Origin of the sequence: Paenibacillus sp. SYP-B3998, assembly GCF_010820665.1 — a bacterium.
Lineage (GTDB): Bacteria > Bacillota > Bacilli > Paenibacillales > NBRC-103111 > Paenibacillus_E.
This window is the reverse complement of record NZ_JAAIKC010000003.1, coordinates 92,550-112,156: the sequence shown is the minus strand read 5'-3', so window position 1 is coordinate 112,156 and position 19,607 is coordinate 92,550. Positions and strand designations below refer to the sequence as shown.

Here is a 19,607-nt window from a genome sequence, read left to right as displayed (position 1 = left end):
CTCTGTATAAGGAAAGCGACATTTATGTATAAATATACCTGATCTATTGTAATGGATTTGTTTGCTAAAAGATAGATTTCAGCAGTAGTTTACGTAAAATCGGCACCAACTGCTGAGGGAGTTCTTCGATATTCGGCACCACAATACTGCTGCGGCCGTAGATGTTACGCATTGTGATTTGCTGCGTTTCATGCACCGTGCCATTGGCCAAGAACACACTAATGACTTCAATGCCTAAACGCCTGGCTTGTAAAACAGCTTCATACGTGTCAAGGATGCCGACATCGTTGTAGTTCGATGCCGAAGGCTCGCCATCGGAGAACACTAGCAATACACGCTGCCGCTCTTGCCGCCGAAGTAGACGATCGCACATGCGACGGATTGCGAAGCCGTCGCGATTGTCCTGCTGCGGCTCTAGCTGCAGCAGGGCCGCTCCGCGTCCGCTCGCGCAGGAGGAGCCGAAGTCCACCGCAACCTGGAACAGGTTCGGTGCTTCCTGCTCCGTGACGCGATCCGCATCCTCCCAGAATCCCACAACCTCGTGGGGGATTCGCAGTTCGCGCAGTGTCTCGTGAAAAAGCACGAGACCGAGCTTGGTTTCGTCCATTTTGTCATACATGGACGCCGAACAGTCGACGAGCAGCGCGAATGCCGCGTCAAGCTGAGGGACAGGCGCCCGCTTCTTGTAGAAGAGGCGCGGCGATTCTTGCGTCACGGCTCGCGTCAACCGCTTGTCGAGCCGACCATACAACCGATCGCCATGCGGCGCGATCCGCTTCTGCTCCAGCGCGCGGCGAATCGCTCGCTGGAGTGGCTTCGCGAGCGGCGCGACACGCTCGCTCAAGCGCCTGTACGCGGCCTCCTGTGCAGCAGTGGGCCGCGCAGGCACAAGCCACGTCGCCGTCGCGTGCGTGTTAACGGCGCCCTCCCCGCGCCCCGCAGCAGCGGGCACGCCAAGACTTGGGCGCCGCTCGCCGGAGGCGGCGCCAGTACGCTGTGCGCGAAGCGAGCGCCCCTGCGCGATGGCAAGCACCTGATCGGCAGCGTCGCCTTCGCGCGGCGCGTCGCCGGGCGTAGCCGTACGTGAGCCGCGCTCCAGTTCAAACCGCAGCAGACCAGGGCTGCGGTCGCTGCTCTCGCGGTGCCAAGTCGGCATCCGCTCTTGGCCGGGTAATTGCCTCTCCCCGTCTTGATCGGGGAGCACATCATCGTTGGCCAGCCGTTTCACACGCTTCAGCTCTCCTTCGTACCGCGCGGATAGCGGCTTCTGGACACCGCTGCCAGGCTGCATCCAGAAATAAGGCACTTGTGCATCACTCTGAATTGAATAGGATAGCAATTCCACCATCGACTCACAGTAGGAAGCAATTTCAGACGTATGCTCTGCCTCCTCAATATTTTCTAAAACTGGGTAAATGAGCGCAAGCGGAATGGATAGCTCCTTCTGCGCTTCCCCTTTCCATTCCGCTCCTGTGAACCATCCGTAAACAAGTAAAATAACGGCTTCAGCCAGCTCGCCTTTGCGGATGTGAAGCAACAGCTTATGCTGATAATAAGAAGCATAAATAGAATGCCGCTGCTTGAATATACGAGCAGTCCCCGGTCTTCGATTCCGACAAATCCGTTCAAGACGCATGTCTTCGCATAAAGCGAATAACTGATTTGCCAGCTTAGGCAATTGGGAGCTTTGACAAAAGTTCAAATATGCTTTAACTGCCTCATAGCCAGTAAACCAAGCGCTGCCAATCCCCCTTAAGTATACATCACTTTTCATTCCAGCAGCCTTATCCAGAGGTTGATAATCTCGCCAGAACTGACTAACAGAGATACGCGCTTCCGTTTCCTCGTACTGAGCATGGAAGGCCGCCTCAACTTCCAGCTCTTTGCGACCTGTGAACATACGAGCCAAATCCACTAGCTGCATATGCAGATAGGAATCAATTTTATCGTCTAATAAGCTAAGTTTCCCTACAAACATCGCCTTAGAATAACGTTTCCGCTGCGTTCATCACGGCAGCACGCTCCCTATCATCTTCTAATTTATCAGCGATAGCCCGTGCCACGGCTCGCAGCGGCGGAATATAGGCAGACAAATCACAGGCATCAAGTAAAGCTCGAATCGATCCGGCCTCATCAGGAAGCTGACCCATTTCGATCAATGTCAACAAATCTGCTGACAGCTTTACAAATGTACCAAGCAGCCGTTCATCTCTAAGAATTGATTTACTGCGCAAAAGCTGTATGAGTGCTTCCCCCTGTAAATAAGGCACGTCAACGGTTACAAACCGATTTTTCAAAGCCTCATTAAGTGGAACTGTACCTATGTAGCCTTCATTAATAGCTGCGATTACGCCAAATTGAGGATGAGCGATGACCACTTCTCCCGTGAACGGATTTGTAATTGATCTTCGATGGTCCAACACGCCGTTAATAAGCGGCAATGTCTCAGGCTTAGCCATATTAATTTCATCTATGTATAGAAAATGCCCTTTATTCATTGCTTTCATAATCGGGCCGGGAATAAACGCGATTTCCGTGTTCCCTTGTTCGTTATATGCTAGCGTCTTGAAGCCGAGGAGTGCCTCAGCATCTAAGTCCGTAGAACAATTAACCGCATGCAGTGGTTGTCCAAATATAGCAGATACATGCTCAGCGAGCTTCGTTTTACCGGATCCTGTAGGACCTTTGAGCAAAACATTTTTTCCAAGATACAAAGCAATGATAACATCCTGAAGTACATCTTCACGGGGTGATTCATATTCTGCAAAGCCAATGAGCTTGCGATCCTCTGTCGAAAGCTCAGTGAGTGAACGCTCTTTTCTCTCCTCCAAATGTTCTATAATTGCTTGTGGCAGTGATATTGTCGACATTTTGTTCGCGCCCTTCCTGATCACTTCGTATCCTTACTATTTATCAGGAAGCTCATGTTGTCAAGCTTAGTGTCGAGGCAACCACGGATCGTCGATCAGCGTATACGAATAAAAAGCCATTTGTTCGCCGCATATCGGACATTCCGGTTTCGCTGGCGCTTCATTGTACTGTAAAGCAAGACCATAAGCAGACTCATAATTAATCGCTTGAACGACATCCTCTTTGCGTACATACTCACAGCTGCTGGAACTGCAATAGGTACGAACTTTAAAACGACTGCTCATGATTCTGCCTTCATGCCTGGGAAATCCATATTTAAAATAACTGTAAACGCTTCATCGCCTCTTTGAATCACTTGATAGACCTCTACATGAGGCGTATGATATTGACTTTCCGCTTCGTAAACAAGCTCTTCCAATGCTTCGCTTAAAGAATCATTCTCTTGCAGTTTGACTTCGGCAAAATATTGTTTAATCAATCACATTACCTCTTTTCCATAATCTCGATACGGTTCAATGGAAAACCCCCAGCTCGTCTAAAGACGCCTGAGGGCGGGTTCATTTTGTCACTACTGACGCAAGTAAGGATGGATACCTGTGTTTACATAGTTGGATTGATTCTGAGATGCGTTTGCCAAAAGCTGCTGCTGAACCTCTTGCTCCAACTGAGCACATATTTGTAAACAATGGTGCATCTGTTGTAGCGCCTGTGCATGACCTTGAAGCGCGTGTTCAAGAATTTGTGACGCTTGGTATTCACGTTGCGTTAATTGCTCCAACAGATGAGCATTTTGTAGTTCTTGCTGCTGCAGTTGCTGATAGCGAGCGTTTGCTTGCTGCGTATGCCCGATCAATTGTGAGATCATTTGCTGGCACTGAGCAATTTGTCCTGTAATTTGATGCATGATAGAAACCTCCTTGGAAATTTAGTGGCTTACAAGCAGCCGCCCATTATTATGCCAATCTTGCTCAGGAATACACTCGCAAATTTATTGGTGCATCAAGTGATTTTGACCCGTTGAATAGCTAGGGAACGCATATTGCACAATCGTGTTAAATTCATTTAAGTAAATGTCCATCCGCTTATTCTTGCGCTGTTGGTTGTCATAATAAAGCATCCGATTCACAAAGTGGGGATTGCCTGAAATGAAAATGTTCACATCTGGATATACTCGGGTAATGGCGTGTCTAATTGCATTTGCGCTCTCTGACGATAACGGCTTTGTCGAAACCCAATCCATCTGTGCTCCAGCCCCAGATCCAAACAACCCCGCCTCTAATTCTGGATCATTTTTTTTACTAAGGATCTTCTCATTTTCTCCTAGCCCCATTGCTTGGATGCCACCAAGATCAACCGCTACATAAATATTATTGTTCGTTACTGCTACTGCCGTCGAACCAACATGAGCCGCTTGAATGATTTGATCCGCTAACTCCCTGTTCATAGACAAATCCGTGTTCACATGCGCTTTCGTATTATCAATCGTTAGAAGCGGCATTGTCGGCTGAGGAGATTGCTTCACACTTTTGGCTCCGATAGACGCATTTTCATTGTTGCGTGAATCAGCATCCCAGCTTCCTGCTTGAGAATTAGATGAGCTTGCTCCTGCTTTGTTTTGCTGACCCATTTGAGAGCAGGCTGTAAGGATACATAGCAAGCCGGTAATTAGCACCATTTTTACAATTGTTTGCTTCATTTTAATCCCTCCCTTCAGTTAATGAATCCTTACTACTCTTTTGTTTCATCTTTATGCGTGTAAGCAATCAAGGCGATTTCATAACCAAGCTCATGCTTCATTCGGGATTCCAAGCTGCGAAGATCCTGAAGCAGATCTTCTCGATTGTCCAAATCGGCAAATTGGTACAACTCTAAACTCATGACTTCTATGTACACCCCTTTCTTAGACAAACAATAGTGTTAATATGGACAAAAGGGCTGATTTTTACCAAATAAAAAAAGCCGACTGTCGATCAAAAAATCGACAGCAGGCTTTAAGTGAATCACATACATTTCATTCCTATTTCTCTTTGTCCCCAGTTTCATCCAGATCCGCCAACAGCTTACGAACAGAATCGGAATCGAGAGCCCCATTTTCTCGAAACTCCTTCAACTTTTGAAGCAGATCAGCTGCAATGACTTCATCATGCTGATGTTCCACTTCATGCGTCGGATCGAACCAAATGTAAAAGCCTTCTGGTCCATTTCTCAAAAACGGCTTGAGCCAATGCTCGGGGTATGCAAATGCCTGTTCACCGAAAATAAATCCGAGTACATCATCGCTGTCTATCGGTAATAAATTGTGAAAAGATTCAGGTTCACCAGTCTGCGTAAAGTCCCGATGCATGTACGCGTAATGAAGATAATGCTCTCCAGTAAGTTGATCCTTCGCTACCTCGTACATGTCCAACTCCGTTTTCAACAGCTCTTTTACCGAAATAATTCGGGATGCTAATGTCTCCGAAGCAATCTTTTGTTGTTGTTGTAACGATGCTTGCTGCACACGAATCCCCCTTTCCCCTTGTAAAAAAATGGATTATTGAGATTTTACTTGTTGTTCCGTATTGGTGGTTACCGCATTGCGTAAAGAACGTTTAGGCAGCTTCCACTTGTTCACAACCGATAACATTCTTAATACAACGATAAGAGCAAATAAAATAGCTAATTGCCATGTTCCTTGGGCCCAGCCCAGACCCACGAGAGCTCCCGCCAGCATTGCCCAAACTGCATAAATTTCATCTTTGAGCACTAAAGGCTTTCGCCCTGCCAGGACATCTCGAATCATGCCGCCTCCGATTCCTGTGAGGACTGCCGCTACGATAATGGCACTAAGCGGATGGCCCATGTTGGTCGCATATATCGCCCCTTGAATGGAAAATGCCGCCAATCCAATCGCATCAAAAAAAGCTTCCCATGTTTTCCATAACCGAATATACCGAACTGGCATAAAGAATACAAGCGTCATCGCCAACAACGCGATTTGAAAGTTTATCCCTTGTTCCCAGAGAAGAACAATCGGTTTTCCAATTAACAGGTTTCGAATAATTCCGCCTCCGAAAGCTGTTACGAGGCCTAATACATAGACCCCTAAAATATCATACTCTTCCTCCATCGCAACAATCGCTCCACTCACCGCGAAAGCGATCGTACCAATGATACTAAACAACTCCCAGTTCACTAGCTGCAGCTCCTATCTTCTAGATGTCCCAGTTTAGTTCTACTTCATGCCCCGTTTGCGACGAACGATAGATCGCATCCAATATCAAATTATTGGTATAACCCGTCATGACAGATGTGATTGGCTGAATACCACTTTCAATGCACGCTAAGAAATGTTTAGCCATCCGGACTCGCGGTCCTTCATCCAGATCAGGTATGGCGATATCGACATCTGCTTCGCGATCAAATATCTCGGCGAACAGCTTCCCTTTTGTACCTCTTATGGATGCGCCACCCTCAGAACCCAGAAGCTGTACATAAGGCTGATTATCCGTATCCACTAAAGCAGCCCAGCTAACATCCAAAGACAATGTAGCACCATTATCCAGCTTGATCAGCGCAGTTGCCAAGTCCTCTACATCATAGTGACCATTCCAGTTCGGAGCGCCCCAAGAGCCAATTCCTTTTTTCCTTGGACCGAATTCGGCATAAGTAGCTCCATAAACCGAAACTGGCTTTGGATTTCCCATTAAATAAAGCGATAGGTCGAGCATATGAACTCCTAAATCAATTAGAGGGCCACCGCCTGATTTATCCATTTGTGTAAACCACGTGCCCCATCCAGGTATGCCTTTACGTCTAACCCACCCTGCCTTGGCGTGATAAATATGGCCAAGCGAGCCTTTCTCAACTTGCTGCTTCACTTGCATGGATAACGACTCCCAGCGTAACTGATGTGGAATCATCAGCACTTTGCCAGCTTTACGTTCGGCCTCGACGATCTGTTTTGCAGACTCCAAGTTAATTGCCATCGGTTTCTCCAGCATAACATGCTTACCTGCCTGCAGCGCCTTTACAGCTATAGGCGCATGCCATTCATTCGAAACAGCAATAATGACTGCATCAATTGAGTCGTCAGCCAACAGCTTGTCCGTCGTATCATAGACTCTCTCAATTCCGTGCTCTTTTGCTCTTGCTTCCGCTAATGGCAAATAAACATCCGTTACTGCTGCAATTTGCGACTCAGGGATCATCTTCAGCACTTCCATATGTACATTCCCAATGTTACCGGAACCAATAATACCAATTCGAATCGGATTGTTCGCTGTCATTTTTTATAAACCCTCCGGTACCTCTTAATATACAACCTTTCTTATTATAAATGTGCCTTTCCTTCCCCGCAACAGGGAATGTATGAAACAATAAATAATCGTTTGCTCTTGCGTCCTGTCCAATCCATTCATAGATTCATAGATTAGATAAGCGACAGGAGGTGATAGCCAATTGGAACGCGCCTTGAAATCGGCTAAACAATTCTTCGCCGCTTCATCATTCTTCGTATCCCTTTTTCTTTAATTCTTAACATTCTTCTAGTACGTGCCACATCCTGTAAATAAAACAGTGCGGGGGAGCCTGATCCATGGGCTATTCTATACATATGACCAAACAATTGATTCATGCAGAATGCGGACAAAATCTATGGAATACACTTAAAAGACTTATACTTTTTTAATAGTTGGGCTCAAACATATCTAACATTTGAAATGTATCCTTAACAGGAAGGTAATGAATAAGGAGGGATGAGCATGCAAGCAATATCCATCAAATTTCTAAGTAAAACAATCCCGGTTCTCAATTATACACATAAAAATTCCCAGATGGATCTGCTGTCAAAAAAATTGAAGGAACTTGAGCTTCATTTTGAATTTCGCAAGAAATTAAAAATGATCTCATTAATTGAGATCATTGGTGATGTTGCGATATTTAAATATAACGACGGCACGAAGTTGTATCTAGAAGTTTCTTAATTTTTATTCGGGAAATACTCCTGCTGCAACACATCAAGCTCCTGCAGAGAGCGTCGGGCCCATGCTTCTAAGTCCGACAGCTTTCCAATATGCGCCATGAGCGCTCTCTTCAGTGATTCTTGATAATCCGGCACGGTTCCAGAAAACGGACGAATGGTCGAAAGCGGCATAAGCGCAATTTCTTGAAAAGAAAGCGCGCGGCGTTGATGAAAAAATGCAACATTCGGGTCCATCGGATTATGTAAATCTCCTTGCGTCGGATGTTCTTTGACTGCTAGAATACGAACTGCTGCTTTGGCCCCATTCGTTGCCTCGGCCACTTCTCCATAGTAAGTCCCTGTTTTATATTCCGCAGTAACGCGATCTCCCACTTGAAAAGTTATCACATTCATGATCCAAAACCTCCTATACCTGTAAATATTAGTTTTGTGTTAGCGGCAATAAGTGACGATACAGTTCGTCCACGGATTGCATACGATATAAATACTGCTTTTCTTTTCCTCGTTCTACAATGACTATACAGGGTACACTCGTTATTTGCCAATCATGACTAATGTTCGGCAGAAAATTAATATTACTCTTAACTAATTTCAAAGATGGCATCATTGTTAAAATGATGTTAAGCATACGTTCTGTTAACTGACAGGTACCACAAAATGGGGTATACAAAAATACTGCAAAAGCTTTATCCTCATTGGTTACCCTTTTCTGTAACGCTTGTTGAGTCAGTTCTTCCATATTACCTTCCTCTTCCATCTAACCAATCTAGACTATCGGCCGCGCATGCAATGAGATTAGCGAAATCATCAATATGGCTTTCGTCAATTTTCCGGCCAAACGACAGCGTTATTTGATTATCATACTTGACCTCGTTTATTCCATAGATATAAGACAGTTGCTGCGTCATTTGAGGCCGATGCTCCCAAATACTTCCTATTTGCTTTTCTATTTCTGGGCATTCCATTTCAGGGTTGATCACTTTAGTAAATAACTTTACAGTTAATGTACAGCCGGGTGCCGCTGATGTATGCTCCAATATTTCTGCCGCCAAGTCACTTAAATGCACATGCAAATTAATTTCAGCACGACTGGGAAGACTTGTTTTCTTAGCAAATTCTATGGCATACGTTCGCGACATGGATGATAAATCAATCAGATCCACGCGGCGTGTGATCAGGATTTGACCCTCCAAATCCAAATCGTAAACCGCTCCTTCAAGCACTACTTTTACATTATCAAATATCGTTGGATCAAACATAAAGCCACCTTCTTTCATCTTTCGTTTGTTTCGATTATACTAAAAGCATATCACGTAAAGAAGGTGTGACAATGTCAGACAAACCTCAAGAACAACTAAATGAACAAGAAGGTCCTAAAAAAGTTAGCCTCGCCGATGCAATCAAGCAGAAACTTGCCCAAAAGAAAGCAGAGCAAGCTGCTCAACGAGCAAACCCTAAGCAAGCTGGTGGCCTTAACCAAAGCGGAAAAAGCCAAATGACAAAAAAAGTAAACAATCAACGTCGTCGTACTGGCGGTAGCTAGAAAGCAATTCCCTACCAAGAAAGCAAAGCGCCCTGATGAGAAACATGTCAGGGCGCTTTTTGCTTATGATCCTCAGACGCGAAACCACGGCTCTGAAGAGGCAATTCTTAACTAAACGTACATCGTTTCGCGCTGTTTTTTCACATCTTCGTTTTCAAGGTATTCATCATAAGTGACCATTTTATCAATAAGCCCGCTAGGTGTGATTTCCATCACACGGTTAGCGATCGTTTGAATGAACTGATGGTCATGAGATACGAATAGAATCGTACCGTCGAAATCGACTAATCCGTTGTTCAGCGCTGTAATGGACTCCAAGTCCAAATGGTTCGTAGGCTCATCAAGAATAAGCACGTTTGAACCACTCAGCATCATTTTGGAGAACATGCAGCGAACTTTCTCGCCTCCGGAAAGGACATTCGCTTTTTTCAAGGCTTCTTCTCCAGAGAACAACATCCGTCCCAGGAATCCTCGTAGAAATGATTCGTCCTGATCTTTAGAGTATTGACGTAACCAATCTACTAAGTTCATTTCGGAATTAAAGTAATCTTGGCTATCTTTAGGGAAGTAAGCTTGTGAAGTCGTGATCCCCCATGAGTAGCTGCCTTCGTCCGCTTCCATTTCGCCCATAACGATTTTGAAAAACGTTGTTTTCGCAATTCCATCCGGTCCGACGAACGCAATTTTGTCACCTTTGTTAATCGTGAACGTTAGATTGTTAAGAACTTTTACGCCATCGATAGTTTTCGATAAATTTTCAACAGCAAGCAGCTGCTTCCCAGCTTCACGTTCGGATTTGAAATTAATGAACGGATATTTACGGCTGGATGGTTTAATATCTTCAAGTGTAAGCTTCTCCAGTTGCTTTTTACGGGAAGTCGCTTGTTTGGATTTGGATGCATTCGCACTAAACCGTGCAATGAAAGCTTCCAACTCTTTACGCTTCTCATCGGTTTTCTTGTTTGCATCTCTAGCAAGTCTAAGCGCCAATTGGCTGGACTCGTACCACCAGTCATAGTTACCGACGTACATTTGAATTTTACTAAAGTCAATGTCCGCGATATGCGTACACACCTGATTCAGGAAGTGACGATCATGGGATACGACAATAACGGTGCCTTCAAAACGGGATAGGAAGTTCTCCAACCAACGAATAGACTCCAAGTTCAAATGGTTGGTAGGCTCATCGAGCAGCAAGATGTTTGGATTACCAAACAGCGCTTGAGCCAGAAGAACGCGTACTTTCTCGTTCCCATCAAGATCCTTCATTTTGGTGTCATGAACGGATGTCGGAATACCCAAGCCGATTAAAAGCTCAGCAGCATCCGATTCAGCCTGCCAGCCATCCAGGTCCTGGAATTCACCTTCGAGCTCAGCCGCTCTCATGCCATCCTCCTCAGAGAATTCCGCTTTCGCATAAAGCGCATCTTTTTCTTCCATGATTTTAAACAAACGTGCGTGACCCATCATAACGGTTTTCAGCACTTCAATTTCGTCAAACTCATAATGATTTTGCTTCAATACTGCCATTCTTTCGCCTGGCGTAATGCTCACTTCACCTGTATTTGGCTCGATTTCACCCGAAAGAATTTTTAAAAATGTGGATTTACCAGCGCCGTTAGCGCCAATGAGACCGTAGCAATTGCCTGGCGTGAATTTAATATTGGCGTCTTCGAAAAGAGCTCTCTTGCCGTAACGAAGCGTCACGTTATTTACATTTATCATTTAGAATACATACCTGCCTTTATATTAGTTTGATTCTATCATACCTTATTTCGTTCTATTTCTTCTACCAGCTCAGATAAATAAGTCCAACGTTCCATGGCCTTCTCCAATTCAGAGGCTGTTTGCTGCTCTTCTTCGAACAAATCCCGAACTCGATCAAAGTCACTGCCAGCCGCTTCAATTTGCTGCTTCAAACGAGCCGCTTTCTCTTCAAGGGCAGCAATTGTGTTTTCAATGTCGTCCCATTCTTTTTGTTCTTTGAAGGTCAGCTTTTTCGGGCGATTTTGATTTTGCGAACTACCGCCGTTCCCGCTCCCAGAAGCTGCTGTTACATGAGCTGTAGTTGGAGCAAACACACTGTTTTGCTTGGGAGAAGCTACATTTTTAAGGATTTCCTTGCGTCCTTGCTCAGCCTCATCCTGCGCTCGTTTCTCCTCCAAATAATCGGAGTAGTTGCCGATAAATGGCTCGATAGCTCCATTTCCCTCAAAAGCAAACAGATGCGTACAGGTTCGGTCCAGAAAGTAGCGATCATGGGATACCGTTATGACTGCACCAGGAAATTGATCCAAATAATCTTCCAAAATAGTGAGGGTTTGAATGTCCAAATCGTTCGTCGGCTCATCGAGGAGAAGAACGTTCGGCTCGCCCATCAGCGTGCGCAGCAGAAACAGCCTGCGTTTCTCGCCGCCGGAAAGCTTGCCAATTGGCGACCACTGCAGCGTTGGAGAGAACAAAAAGCGTTCGAGCATTTGCGATGCTGAAATGGATTCGCCATCGGAAGTGCGGATGACTTCCGCCGCTTCTTTCACATATTCGATGACACGCATCTTTTCGTCCATCTGAGCATTCTCTTGCGTATAATAGGCTAACTTGACAGTCTGGCCGGTCTCAATGGTCCCGCTGTCAGGCGCAATTCGCCCAGCGAGCATATTCAGCAGCGTCGATTTGCCGCTGCCGTTCGGACCGATGATGCCCAGACGGTCGTTCGGCATCACAATATAGCTAAAGTCGCGCAGCAGCGGCTTCCCGCCTTCAAAAGCTTTGGAGATGGCTTCCAGCTCCATCACCTTTTTGCCAAGGCGGCTGCCAGCCAGCGCCATGTCAAGCTTTTCGCCGGGACCGTCAACTTTACGGTCCCTAAGATCCTCGGCGCGCTGGATGCGTGCCTTCTGCTTCGTCGTCCGCGCTTTCGCGCCGCGACGGAGCCAAGCGAGCTCGCGGCGAAGCAAGTTTTGCCGTTTGTCTTCACTAGAGGCTTCCGATTCCATGCGCTCTGCCTTTTTCTCAAGGAATGCCTCGTAATTGCCCTCGTAGCTATAAATCTTGCCACGATCAAGCTCAAGAATGCGGTTGGTTACCCGCTCCAAGAAGTAGCGATCATGAGTAACAAGCAGTAAGGCTCCGCGCCACTTGCTGAGAAATTCCTCTAGCCACATGGCTGTGTCATTGTCAATATGGTTCGTCGGCTCATCCAGAATAAGCAGGTCTGCTGGCTGTATGAGTACGCGCGCCATCGCGACGCGTTTGCGTTGACCGCCGGACAGCTGGCCGACAGGTTTGTCGAAATCGCTGATGCCGAGTCGCGTCAGCACGATCTTCGCTACAGTGCTGGCTTCCCAAGCATCATGCTCTTCCATACGCTGCTGGGCGCTGAACAACCGCTCCTGCTTTTTCTCGTTGGCAGCATCCAGCTCCAACTCTGCAAGAGCGCGCTCATAGTCGCGCAGCGTCTTCATGAGCGGAGTGTCGCCGTGGAATACTTGCTCAAGAACGGTGGAGTTCGGATCGAACTCCGGGTTCTGCGGCAAATATTCCACCCGAAAATGGTTCGCATGCACAAGCTTACCGCGATCGGCCGTTTCAAGACCAGCTAGCAGCTTCAGCAGTGTGGACTTTCCCGTTCCGTTCACGCCAATAAGACCGATGCGTTGCTTTTCGTTCACGGTAAATGAAATATCGTCGAACAGTACCTTGTCCCCATACGTTTTCGTTATGTTAAGCGCACTTAGTATGTTCATGCTTCAGCAGGCTCCACGATGTAGGCTGCTAGCAGTGCAGCAGTGTTCACTACAGCATCCATATGCGTGCGTTCCATGCTGTGTGACGCATGAACGCCTGGACCAACGAGCGCGGCACGAATATCGCGACCGCCTCTGAGTGCTGCAGATGCATCAGAGCCATATCGCGGATAAATATCGACTGCATAGCCAATCGCTAGTTTTTCAGAATGCTCGATCATTTTTGAAGTCATTTGATAATCGTAGGGACCCGATGAATCCTTCGCACAAATGGATACATCGTGCTCACTACCGCTCAAATCGTCACCTAATGCGCCCATATCAACAGCAATCAGTTCCGTAATATCCTCTGGAATAAAAGCTGACCCGTGACCCACCTCTTCATAATTAGAGAAAAACAGTTTAATTGTAAATGCTGGCTTTACGTTTTCTTCCTTAATCAGTTTCAACAAGCCAAACAAAGAAGCAACACTTGCTTTGTCATCCAAATGACGTGATTTTACATACCCATTTCCCTTGATCTGAACGCGAGGATCAAAGGAGATGTAGTCTCCAACACGAATACCTAATGCTTGAACATCTTTTTTGGATTTCACTAGCTCATCGATCCGCACTTCCATATTCGCTTCATCGCGCTTAAATTCTCTTGCGTCATCATATACATGAACAGAGGGTCTAGATGTGAGAATCGTGCCATCATAAGCACGCTCATCACGTGTATGAATTTGAACGTATTCGTTCTCAATTGCACCCATCATAAAACCGCCAAGCGACGTGATTTTGAGCGTGCCGTTATCTTTGATAGAGCGAACCATGGCTCCAAGTGTATCCACATGCGCTGAAATCCCAATCACGCGATCGTTCTTCTCGCCAGGAATCGTTACAATACCGCAGCCTTTATGCGTATAGGTTAGCTCATAACCGAGCTTCGCTACCTCAGCCTGCACTTTTCGCATAATGTGATGCGTAAATCCTGTTGGACTAGGCGTGCGCAGCAGCATATCAAGTATTTCTGTCATATAAGCTTTATTCAGCTTCGTTTTCAAACGGGATTCCTCCCTTTTCCAAGTATATAAAATTTATAAACTTCCTCTATAACACACAAAAAACAGTGCAGCCTCATCATAAAGGATACTACACTGTTTTCCAGCGTTTTTCAAACGTGTTAGCTTTCGAAATCGACACAAACTGAGGTCCCATCTAGGACAGACTTCATATGAACCTTTACTTCTTCATGAAGCGGATGCGCATCATACACTTTCAAATCTTCCACAGAATCGAACTTCGTAATCAAGGCGATGTCATACGAACGATCTAAATGTAAAATATCAGTTCCAACCTCAATGTGCTTAAGCACCGATATTTTCCCTTCCATGTTCGTGAGAACTTGTTTCGTCGCCTGTACGGATTCTGGGCTTCGATCTTTAAGTTTAAAAAACACAACATGCGTTAGCATCGTTCATTCCCCCTATTTATTTACTTTAGCGGACCATTCCTCAACATCCCAAACCCTCGTTACCCAACCTTCATAGAAATCAGGCTCGTGGCATACGAGTAAAACGGTGCCTTTGAACGCTTTTAGCGCACGTTGTAATTCTTCCTTGGCTACAACGTCCAAGTGATTCGTCGGCTCGTCAAACAATAGCCAGTTGCTCTCTCTCATAAGCAGCTTACAAAGACGCACTTTGGCTTGTTCGCCTCCACTGAGCATGCTAAGCGGGCGAGTGATATGCTCATTTTTCAAGCCGCAACGAGCGAGAGCCCCTCTCACTTCATTTTGATTCATAGACGAGAATTCATTCCAAACATCATCAATTGGCGTAATGCTTGCTGCTTTAACTTCTTGTTCGAAATAGGATGAAAACAAGTAATCACCTTGATAGGTTTTACCGCTATAAGGTTCAATTTTACCTAAAATCGTTTTGAGCAGCGTCGATTTACCAACTCCGTTACAACCAACGATGGCAATTTTCTCCCCACGCTCAATTGTAACGTTCATTGTAGGCAAAAGTGGTTTATCATAGCCGATTTGCATATTTTCCGCTTCAAATACGACTCTTCCACTTGAACGTGCTTCTTTAAATACGAAAGTTGGCTTCATGGCCGACTCAGGCCGATCGATACGCTCAATTTTCTCAAGCTGTTTCTGACGACTCTTCGCTCGACCCGAAGTCGAGGCACGCGCTTTATTCTTTTGAATAAAATCTTCTTGCTGTTTAATGAATTCTTGCTGCTTTTCGTAGGCATCAATATGTTGTGTCTTATTCATCTCGGCCATGTCTAGGAATTTCTCATAATTCGCGGTATAGCGTGTCAGCTTCGTGAACTCCAAGTGATACACAACATTCACGACATCGTTCATAAACTCCGTATCATGAGAAATTAACATGAAAGCAAATGGGTAATCTTTTAGATACATTTTTAACCACTCAATATGCTCAACGTCCAAGTAGTTAGTTGGCTCATCCAAAAGCAAAACGGTGGGCTTTTCTAATAGCAGCTTGGCTAGTAGAACTTTCGTTCGCTGTCCACCGCTCAATGAGGTGACATCACGGTCTAAACCAATCGCATTTAATCCAAGGCCATTACCCATCTCTTCAACTTTAACATCAAGTAAATAAAAGCCGCCAATTTCTAGGCGCTCTTGAATTTCACCCATTTCTTCAAGCAAAACTTCAAGCTCAGCTGGTGTTGCATCGCCCATTTTTTCTGTGATTGCCATCATTTCTTTTTCCTGCTCATACAGAGGAAGGAAAGCATCACGAAGAACATCACGTATCGTCTTGCCTGGTGTTAGTACAGAATGCTGATCCAAGTAACCATAATGAACGCGAGGCGTCCACTCAATCTTACCTGTATCTTTAAGCAGCTTTCCGGTTAATATATTCATCAACGTGGATTTACCCACGCCATTTGCTCCAACGATACCAATACGCTCGCCAGCGAGCAGGCGGAATGAAACATTTTTAAATAGGGTTCGATCCCCGAAGCTGTGGCTTAAATCTTCAACTGTCAAAAGACTCATATTGTGAATCCGAACTCCTGTCTCTTAAAAGATACTCGCCAATCGGCGACTTCTTATTATAACACTGTGGAACCCAGACAGGAATAGCTAATATCTTGCCGAAAGCGCTCACTTAGAACTTTTTTTACATAATACTCCTACGCCTAGCGCAGATAGGAAACCACTAAGGAATGTAAACACATTTGCATACAAAGTGTTGGTGTATGAATTAATCCAACCCCAACGATAAATAATCGAAGTAGGTTCCAAAGGGCCCCCACCCCAGAGACGAACCTGCTTCAGAACATAATTTATTTCATGAATCGTTAAATAAGCAAGAATAACCAAGAGAATAAGAGATAAGGCAAGCCTTAATCTCTTGGTTTTTAACAAAGCAGAAAAACGTCTACTTATCAGAAAAGTCCAAACTAGAAGTACGCAATAGCAAGGTAACATGAACATAAAAGGGATAAGACCAGGATTCCCGTTTCCTGAAATTGAACTTTCTGGTTTATATACAAACGTAAACAAATCGACAAGAAGAAACAAAATAATCGTTAAAGCCAACAGAGTAATATAGCCCCACAACTCTGTCCGAAGCTGTGTCTGCATCCAGTTTAATTTCCTTTCCTCTGTGCGTCTTTTTCATCTATTTTCACTTTAGGAAGGTGAATTGAACTACTATACGTATAAACTTTTACTCTCGGAAAGTGAATTCAAAATATAAGAGTTGAATCTTATCCCCATCCTTAAGTCCATAGGACTGATAAGAAACAAGCTGCTCCCCATTCAAAAAAGTGCCGTTCGTAGAGCCTAAATCTTTGATTCCGTATGTATCACCCTCTTTAATAATTTCTGCATGAAGCCTGGAAATACCCGCTTCCTGCATAGCGTAATCAACTTTCGCCTCAGAATCTCCCCTTCCAATAGTAAAACTACTGCTATTTTCCAAGTTGAAGGTTTGACTAATACCTTCTTTTAGTACCTCCAGCCTTGCCCCAGCTGGCGGCCTCTCTTTACTCCCCAAAAAAGTTGTCACGTTAGGATTTGTTTCTTTTAGTAAGGTCGTATGCCTATACAGATTTTCATAATGTTCTTTTATGTTTATAGAAGGTGAGGCTGGTAGATCCTCATTTATCTGTGGCTGTTGACCTCCTAATGAGTAACCTTTAGATAACGAACGGTTTAACGGTTGCAATCGTGGAAATCCCATGAATTTAATGACTAAGCAACCGTCCAATAGTAATATCGTCAACCCTAATGTGATGCGAAAAGATACTAATGACGGATAGGTAAAATAGTTTTGCCATAAAAACGCAATTATCAATAATACGCCTACAAGAAATATAATTTCTGATCTCTTTGAACTTTTAAAAAAAGAGATAGATATTGAACTAGTCTTACTCACTTCTGGCATCTCAATACTTGAAAATAACAAAGGTACGGGTATTTCCTTCTCTTCATGAACTGCAGGATTCATTGAGAATTCAACCTTTCTGTTCAGTAAAGGTTTGGGTAACCTATTTCCCCCTAAGCTGGAAAACATTTTTTGCGGGTCTTCCTGGTGCTCTTGGCCTAGCTGACGTTCTGCCTGGTGGTCTTTATTCTGTTCCTTCCCGTATTGGTCTTCAAATGAAGTTGCTGAATCCATCTTATCCAACGAGTCTAATAACTCCCTTGGCTTGGCATCCTTCGTATCGTCCATAGCATTAAGAAGTTTTTCTTTGCAGGATTGTAAATCGCGCACAATTGAAAAAGAATTTGCCCATGCAGCAGCCTGCAATTGATCCTCTTCTCTCACCCTCGAGGCAAGCTGCTCTATTAATAGATGTAGTTTGGCGAGTAAGGTAACTTCATCGCTTCTTTCAGTTAAAGGCACATACGTAAGGTACACATCCGACCAATCCATGCCAATAAAAATAAAATTGTCTCTTAGCACATAGCCTGATTCGTGTAGCATAAAGTTTTTGCGTTCTTCTAACGCGCAAACAATGGCGTAAAGAAGCTTGGCTAGCTGCTGTTTCGTTATTCCTTCCACCTTCAAAACATGTGCCAGCATTCGCTTGGAGGAAAGGTTGTACAGTAAACTTATGCGGAAATCTACCTCGAGCACCTCCAAGGGAAGCAAGTTTGGAACTTGGTTTGCTTCCAACATGCGAAGCTCCAGAGTATCAAGCTCCTCTGATTGTAGGCCTTTCTCTCTGTACAATTCCATATAAAGCCCATGTCGATGCACAAAATCGTAGCGTAATCCGAAAATCTCCTGAATCAACGTCTCACTTCCTTCATAAAAAAGCTTCATAGCAAGCCATCACAACACCCGGAACTACAGCATACATAAACGGAAATTTCAGATTCTTTTGACGTTTCATATTCACCAAGGTTTCCTTATCCCCATAAACAGCAATTGCAGTGAACCAGTTCTTTAGCTTATGACTTGTTGCGACCACTTGTTTGCGAACAAGAAGCAGGAATAAACCAATGATACCAGCAAATAAAATAGAGTAGACCATGCATTGTATAATGAACGAAACACCCATTAATGCACCGATAGCAGCAAACAACTTGACATCTCCAGCACCAAGCGCTCCAAGAGCATATAGCAGCAAAAGTACTATAAACCCTGTAATTGAGCCTAAAAAAGCAAATTTAAGACCATTCCATCCATGTATGAAGAAATGGTACGAATACCCAGCAAGTACCCCTCCTAACGTTAGCATATTAGGGAGTATCGATTTCCGAACATCAATAACAAATGCAATGGTAATAAAAATAAATAAGATTACGTAAATTACTGACAAGATATCCTCCTAGGCGCCGACCCACGCTCGTTCTACGGCTTTCTTTTTCAAAATGATGGTTTGGCTTATAAACGGCAGCGGCAGCTTATACACCAGTTGAGCCTCAACCCCAAAGAAAGCGGTCCCCCCATTTTCTATGCTTGGAAGTGTTACGGAAATTACTTTAAAATTCTCCTTCCTAATCGAGGAGACCTCGCAAAAAGCATACACAATCGGAGTAAATGCCGCATTGATTTGAGGTTTTACAATTTGATCATAAACCTTATCAATTTCTTCCTTTGTTTTACCTTCGCCCAAAACACGTTTTTCTTTTTCCCACTTCACTACTTCCAGAAGCGTATCTGGTATGTAAGCGGCGTATTCATCGGCTAAATCTTCAGCACCTTTCACTTTATCTCTAGCAGTTTGCACACGACCAATTATTGAATTAATCATTTCTGCAGCCTTACTCTGGTCATACTGCGACTTTGCCTCTTGAAAAAGGAGGCGAACGGGGTACAATTGACCTGCAATCGATTTAGTTGCTTCCGAAACGCCTGATTGCAAAGCCATCTCTAGAATAGCAATTTGAATGAAAATAATAAGTCCGAACACAAAGGCAAGAAAAAATGGCAGTAGTAGCGAAGCTTCCAGAACCATCCCTCCTTGCTGATCATTCTGAAACTTTCGAAACATCAGC

At 44.6% G+C, this 19,607-nt stretch carries 23 protein-coding genes; 2 read left to right on the top strand and 21 right to left on the bottom strand.

Annotated features, from left to right (window positions below; translation table 11 throughout):
* Positions 1-64: 64 nt before the first annotated feature.
* From GK047_RS10865 to GK047_RS10820, 10 genes are all read right to left on the bottom strand, one after another.
* Positions 65-1,978 carry a nitric oxide reductase activation protein NorD gene (locus GK047_RS10865; RefSeq protein WP_163945687.1) on the bottom strand — a complete coding sequence of 638 codons (1,914 nt, stop codon included), beginning with the start codon at positions 1,976-1,978 and terminating at the stop codon, positions 65-67.
* 4 nt (positions 1,979-1,982) lie between these two features.
* Entirely contained in the window at positions 1,983-2,870 is an 888-nt protein-coding gene (locus tag GK047_RS10860) for an AAA family ATPase (protein ID WP_163945685.1), read from the bottom strand.
* Positions 2,871-2,936: 66 nt separating this feature from the next.
* Positions 2,937-3,155, bottom strand: coding sequence for a hypothetical protein (locus tag GK047_RS10855; RefSeq protein WP_163945683.1), 219 nt, complete (start codon positions 3,153-3,155; stop codon positions 2,937-2,939).
* Positions 3,152-3,349 carry a hypothetical protein gene (locus GK047_RS10850; protein WP_163945680.1) on the bottom strand — a complete coding sequence of 66 codons (198 nt, stop codon included), beginning with the start codon at positions 3,347-3,349 and terminating at the stop codon, positions 3,152-3,154. Before GK047_RS10850 ends, GK047_RS10855 begins: the two co-directional genes overlap by 4 nt.
* Positions 3,350-3,439: 90 nt before the next feature.
* Positions 3,440-3,775, bottom strand: coding sequence for a hypothetical protein (locus tag GK047_RS10845; RefSeq protein ID WP_163945677.1), 336 nt, complete (start codon positions 3,773-3,775; stop codon positions 3,440-3,442).
* An 84-nt stretch (positions 3,776-3,859) separates the two neighbouring features.
* Positions 3,860-4,567 carry a hypothetical protein gene (locus GK047_RS10840; protein WP_163945674.1) on the bottom strand — a complete coding sequence of 236 codons (708 nt, stop codon included), beginning with the start codon at positions 4,565-4,567 and terminating at the stop codon, positions 3,860-3,862.
* Between the two features lie 32 nt (positions 4,568-4,599).
* Positions 4,600-4,749 carry a hypothetical protein gene (locus tag GK047_RS10835; RefSeq protein ID WP_163945671.1) on the bottom strand — a complete coding sequence of 50 codons (150 nt, stop codon included), beginning with the start codon at positions 4,747-4,749 and terminating at the stop codon, positions 4,600-4,602.
* Positions 4,750-4,888: 139 nt separating this feature from the next.
* Complete coding sequence (locus GK047_RS10830) at positions 4,889-5,371, bottom strand: hypothetical protein (protein ID WP_163945668.1); 483 nt, start codon at positions 5,369-5,371, stop codon at positions 4,889-4,891.
* Positions 5,372-5,404: 33 nt separating this feature from the next.
* The gene (locus GK047_RS10825) at positions 5,405-6,046 is read right to left on the bottom strand and encodes a TRIC cation channel family protein (RefSeq protein WP_163945665.1); all 642 of its coding nucleotides are present in this window, start codon (positions 6,044-6,046) and stop codon (positions 5,405-5,407) included.
* Between the two features lie 19 nt (positions 6,047-6,065).
* Complete coding sequence (locus tag GK047_RS10820) at positions 6,066-7,139, bottom strand: Gfo/Idh/MocA family protein (protein ID WP_163945662.1); 1,074 nt, start codon at positions 7,137-7,139, stop codon at positions 6,066-6,068.
* A 474-nt stretch (positions 7,140-7,613) separates the two neighbouring features.
* Here GK047_RS10820 and GK047_RS10815 point away from each other — a divergent pair, with 474 nt between their 5' ends.
* Complete coding sequence (locus GK047_RS10815) at positions 7,614-7,835, top strand: hypothetical protein (RefSeq protein WP_163945659.1); 222 nt, start codon at positions 7,614-7,616, stop codon at positions 7,833-7,835.
* Here the strand turns inward: GK047_RS10815 and kapB are convergent.
* From kapB to GK047_RS10800, 3 genes are read right to left on the bottom strand one after another with little or no spacing between them, the layout of a single operon-like run.
* Positions 7,832-8,227 carry a kinase-associated lipoprotein KapB gene (kapB, locus tag GK047_RS10810; protein ID WP_163945656.1) on the bottom strand — a complete coding sequence of 132 codons (396 nt, stop codon included), beginning with the start codon at positions 8,225-8,227 and terminating at the stop codon, positions 7,832-7,834. The genes GK047_RS10815 and kapB overlap by 4 nt on opposite strands.
* Before the next feature lie 28 nt (positions 8,228-8,255).
* Complete coding sequence (locus GK047_RS10805; RefSeq protein WP_163945652.1) at positions 8,256-8,573, bottom strand: thioredoxin family protein; 318 nt, start codon at positions 8,571-8,573, stop codon at positions 8,256-8,258.
* Between the two features lies 1 nt (position 8,574).
* A complete protein-coding gene (locus GK047_RS10800) occupies positions 8,575-9,111 on the bottom strand; it encodes a hypothetical protein (protein WP_163945649.1) in 537 nt (178 codons plus the stop codon).
* Between the two features lie 53 nt (positions 9,112-9,164).
* Between GK047_RS10800 and GK047_RS10795 the strand changes: the two genes are divergently transcribed.
* Positions 9,165-9,377, top strand: a complete 213-nt coding sequence (locus GK047_RS10795; RefSeq protein WP_163945647.1) for a hypothetical protein — start codon at positions 9,165-9,167, stop codon at positions 9,375-9,377.
* Between the two features lie 111 nt (positions 9,378-9,488).
* Here the strand turns inward: GK047_RS10795 and GK047_RS10790 are convergent, their stop codons facing one another.
* From GK047_RS10790 to GK047_RS10755, 8 genes are all read right to left on the bottom strand, one after another.
* Positions 9,489-11,102, bottom strand: a complete 1,614-nt coding sequence (locus GK047_RS10790; RefSeq protein WP_163945644.1) for an ABC-F family ATP-binding cassette domain-containing protein — start codon at positions 11,100-11,102, stop codon at positions 9,489-9,491.
* 38 nt (positions 11,103-11,140) lie between these two features.
* Positions 11,141-13,123, bottom strand: coding sequence for an ABC-F family ATP-binding cassette domain-containing protein (locus GK047_RS10785; RefSeq protein WP_163945629.1), 1,983 nt, complete (start codon positions 13,121-13,123; stop codon positions 11,141-11,143).
* Complete coding sequence (locus GK047_RS10780) at positions 13,120-14,142, bottom strand: M42 family metallopeptidase (protein ID WP_481856000.1); 1,023 nt, start codon at positions 14,140-14,142, stop codon at positions 13,120-13,122. Before GK047_RS10780 ends, GK047_RS10785 begins: the two co-directional genes overlap by 4 nt.
* 146 nt (positions 14,143-14,288) lie before the next feature.
* Positions 14,289-14,579 (bottom strand): Dabb family protein, encoded by a 291-nt coding sequence (locus GK047_RS10775; RefSeq protein ID WP_163945623.1) that lies wholly within the window; start codon positions 14,577-14,579, stop codon positions 14,289-14,291.
* A 12-nt stretch (positions 14,580-14,591) separates the two neighbouring features.
* Positions 14,592-16,148 carry an ABC-F family ATP-binding cassette domain-containing protein gene (locus GK047_RS10770; RefSeq protein WP_163945621.1) on the bottom strand — a complete coding sequence of 519 codons (1,557 nt, stop codon included), beginning with the start codon at positions 16,146-16,148 and terminating at the stop codon, positions 14,592-14,594.
* A 676-nt stretch (positions 16,149-16,824) separates the two neighbouring features.
* The gene (locus GK047_RS10765) at positions 16,825-18,342 is read right to left on the bottom strand and encodes a DUF6382 domain-containing protein (RefSeq protein ID WP_240343928.1); all 1,518 of its coding nucleotides are present in this window, start codon (positions 18,340-18,342) and stop codon (positions 16,825-16,827) included.
* A 70-nt stretch (positions 18,343-18,412) separates the two neighbouring features.
* Positions 18,413-18,928 (bottom strand): A24 family peptidase, encoded by a 516-nt coding sequence (locus GK047_RS10760; RefSeq protein WP_163945616.1) that lies wholly within the window; start codon positions 18,926-18,928, stop codon positions 18,413-18,415.
* Positions 18,929-18,937: 9 nt separating this feature from the next.
* Positions 18,938-19,603 carry a TadE/TadG family type IV pilus assembly protein gene (locus GK047_RS10755; protein WP_163945613.1) on the bottom strand — a complete coding sequence of 222 codons (666 nt, stop codon included), beginning with the start codon at positions 19,601-19,603 and terminating at the stop codon, positions 18,938-18,940.
* Positions 19,604-19,607 lie beyond the last annotated feature (4 nt).

Excerpts from the sequence above, each read along its gene's own strand:
- GK047_RS10865 (WP_163945687.1), bottom strand. The coding sequence starts at position 1,978 with ATGTTTGTAGGGAAACTTAGCTTATTAGACGATAAAATTGATTCCTAT.
- GK047_RS10860 (WP_163945685.1), bottom strand. The coding sequence starts at position 2,870 with ATGTCGACAATATCACTGCCACAAGCAATTATAGAACATTTGGAGGAG.
- GK047_RS10855 (WP_163945683.1), bottom strand. The coding sequence starts at position 3,155 with ATGAGCAGTCGTTTTAAAGTTCGTACCTATTGCAGTTCCAGCAGCTGT.
- GK047_RS10845 (WP_163945677.1), bottom strand. The coding sequence starts at position 3,775 with ATGCATCAAATTACAGGACAAATTGCTCAGTGCCAGCAAATGATCTCA.
- GK047_RS10840 (WP_163945674.1), bottom strand. The coding sequence starts at position 4,567 with ATGAAGCAAACAATTGTAAAAATGGTGCTAATTACCGGCTTGCTATGT.
- GK047_RS10835 (WP_163945671.1), bottom strand. The coding sequence starts at position 4,749 with ATGAGTTTAGAGTTGTACCAATTTGCCGATTTGGACAATCGAGAAGAT.
- GK047_RS10820 (WP_163945662.1), bottom strand. The coding sequence starts at position 7,139 with ATGACAGCGAACAATCCGATTCGAATTGGTATTATTGGTTCCGGTAAC.
- GK047_RS10815 (WP_163945659.1), top strand. The coding sequence starts at position 7,614 with ATGCAAGCAATATCCATCAAATTTCTAAGTAAAACAATCCCGGTTCTC.
- kapB (WP_163945656.1), bottom strand. The coding sequence starts at position 8,227 with ATGAATGTGATAACTTTTCAAGTGGGAGATCGCGTTACTGCGGAATAT.
- GK047_RS10805 (WP_163945652.1), bottom strand. The coding sequence starts at position 8,573 with ATGGAAGAACTGACTCAACAAGCGTTACAGAAAAGGGTAACCAATGAG.
- GK047_RS10800 (WP_163945649.1), bottom strand. The coding sequence starts at position 9,111 with ATGAAAGAAGGTGGCTTTATGTTTGATCCAACGATATTTGATAATGTA.
- GK047_RS10795 (WP_163945647.1), top strand. The coding sequence starts at position 9,165 with ATGTCAGACAAACCTCAAGAACAACTAAATGAACAAGAAGGTCCTAAA.
- GK047_RS10790 (WP_163945644.1), bottom strand. The coding sequence starts at position 11,102 with ATGATAAATGTAAATAACGTGACGCTTCGTTACGGCAAGAGAGCTCTT.
- GK047_RS10785 (WP_163945629.1), bottom strand. The coding sequence starts at position 13,123 with ATGAACATACTAAGTGCGCTTAACATAACGAAAACGTATGGGGACAAG.
- GK047_RS10780 (WP_481856000.1), bottom strand. The coding sequence starts at position 14,142 with ATGACAGAAATACTTGATATGCTGCTGCGCACGCCTAGTCCAACAGGA.
- GK047_RS10775 (WP_163945623.1), bottom strand. The coding sequence starts at position 14,579 with ATGCTAACGCATGTTGTGTTTTTTAAACTTAAAGATCGAAGCCCAGAA.
- GK047_RS10770 (WP_163945621.1), bottom strand. The coding sequence starts at position 16,148 with ATGAGTCTTTTGACAGTTGAAGATTTAAGCCACAGCTTCGGGGATCGA.
- GK047_RS10765 (WP_240343928.1), bottom strand. The coding sequence starts at position 18,342 with ATGGAATTGTACAGAGAGAAAGGCCTACAATCAGAGGAGCTTGATACT.
- GK047_RS10755 (WP_163945613.1), bottom strand. The coding sequence starts at position 19,603 with ATGTTTCGAAAGTTTCAGAATGATCAGCAAGGAGGGATGGTTCTGGAA.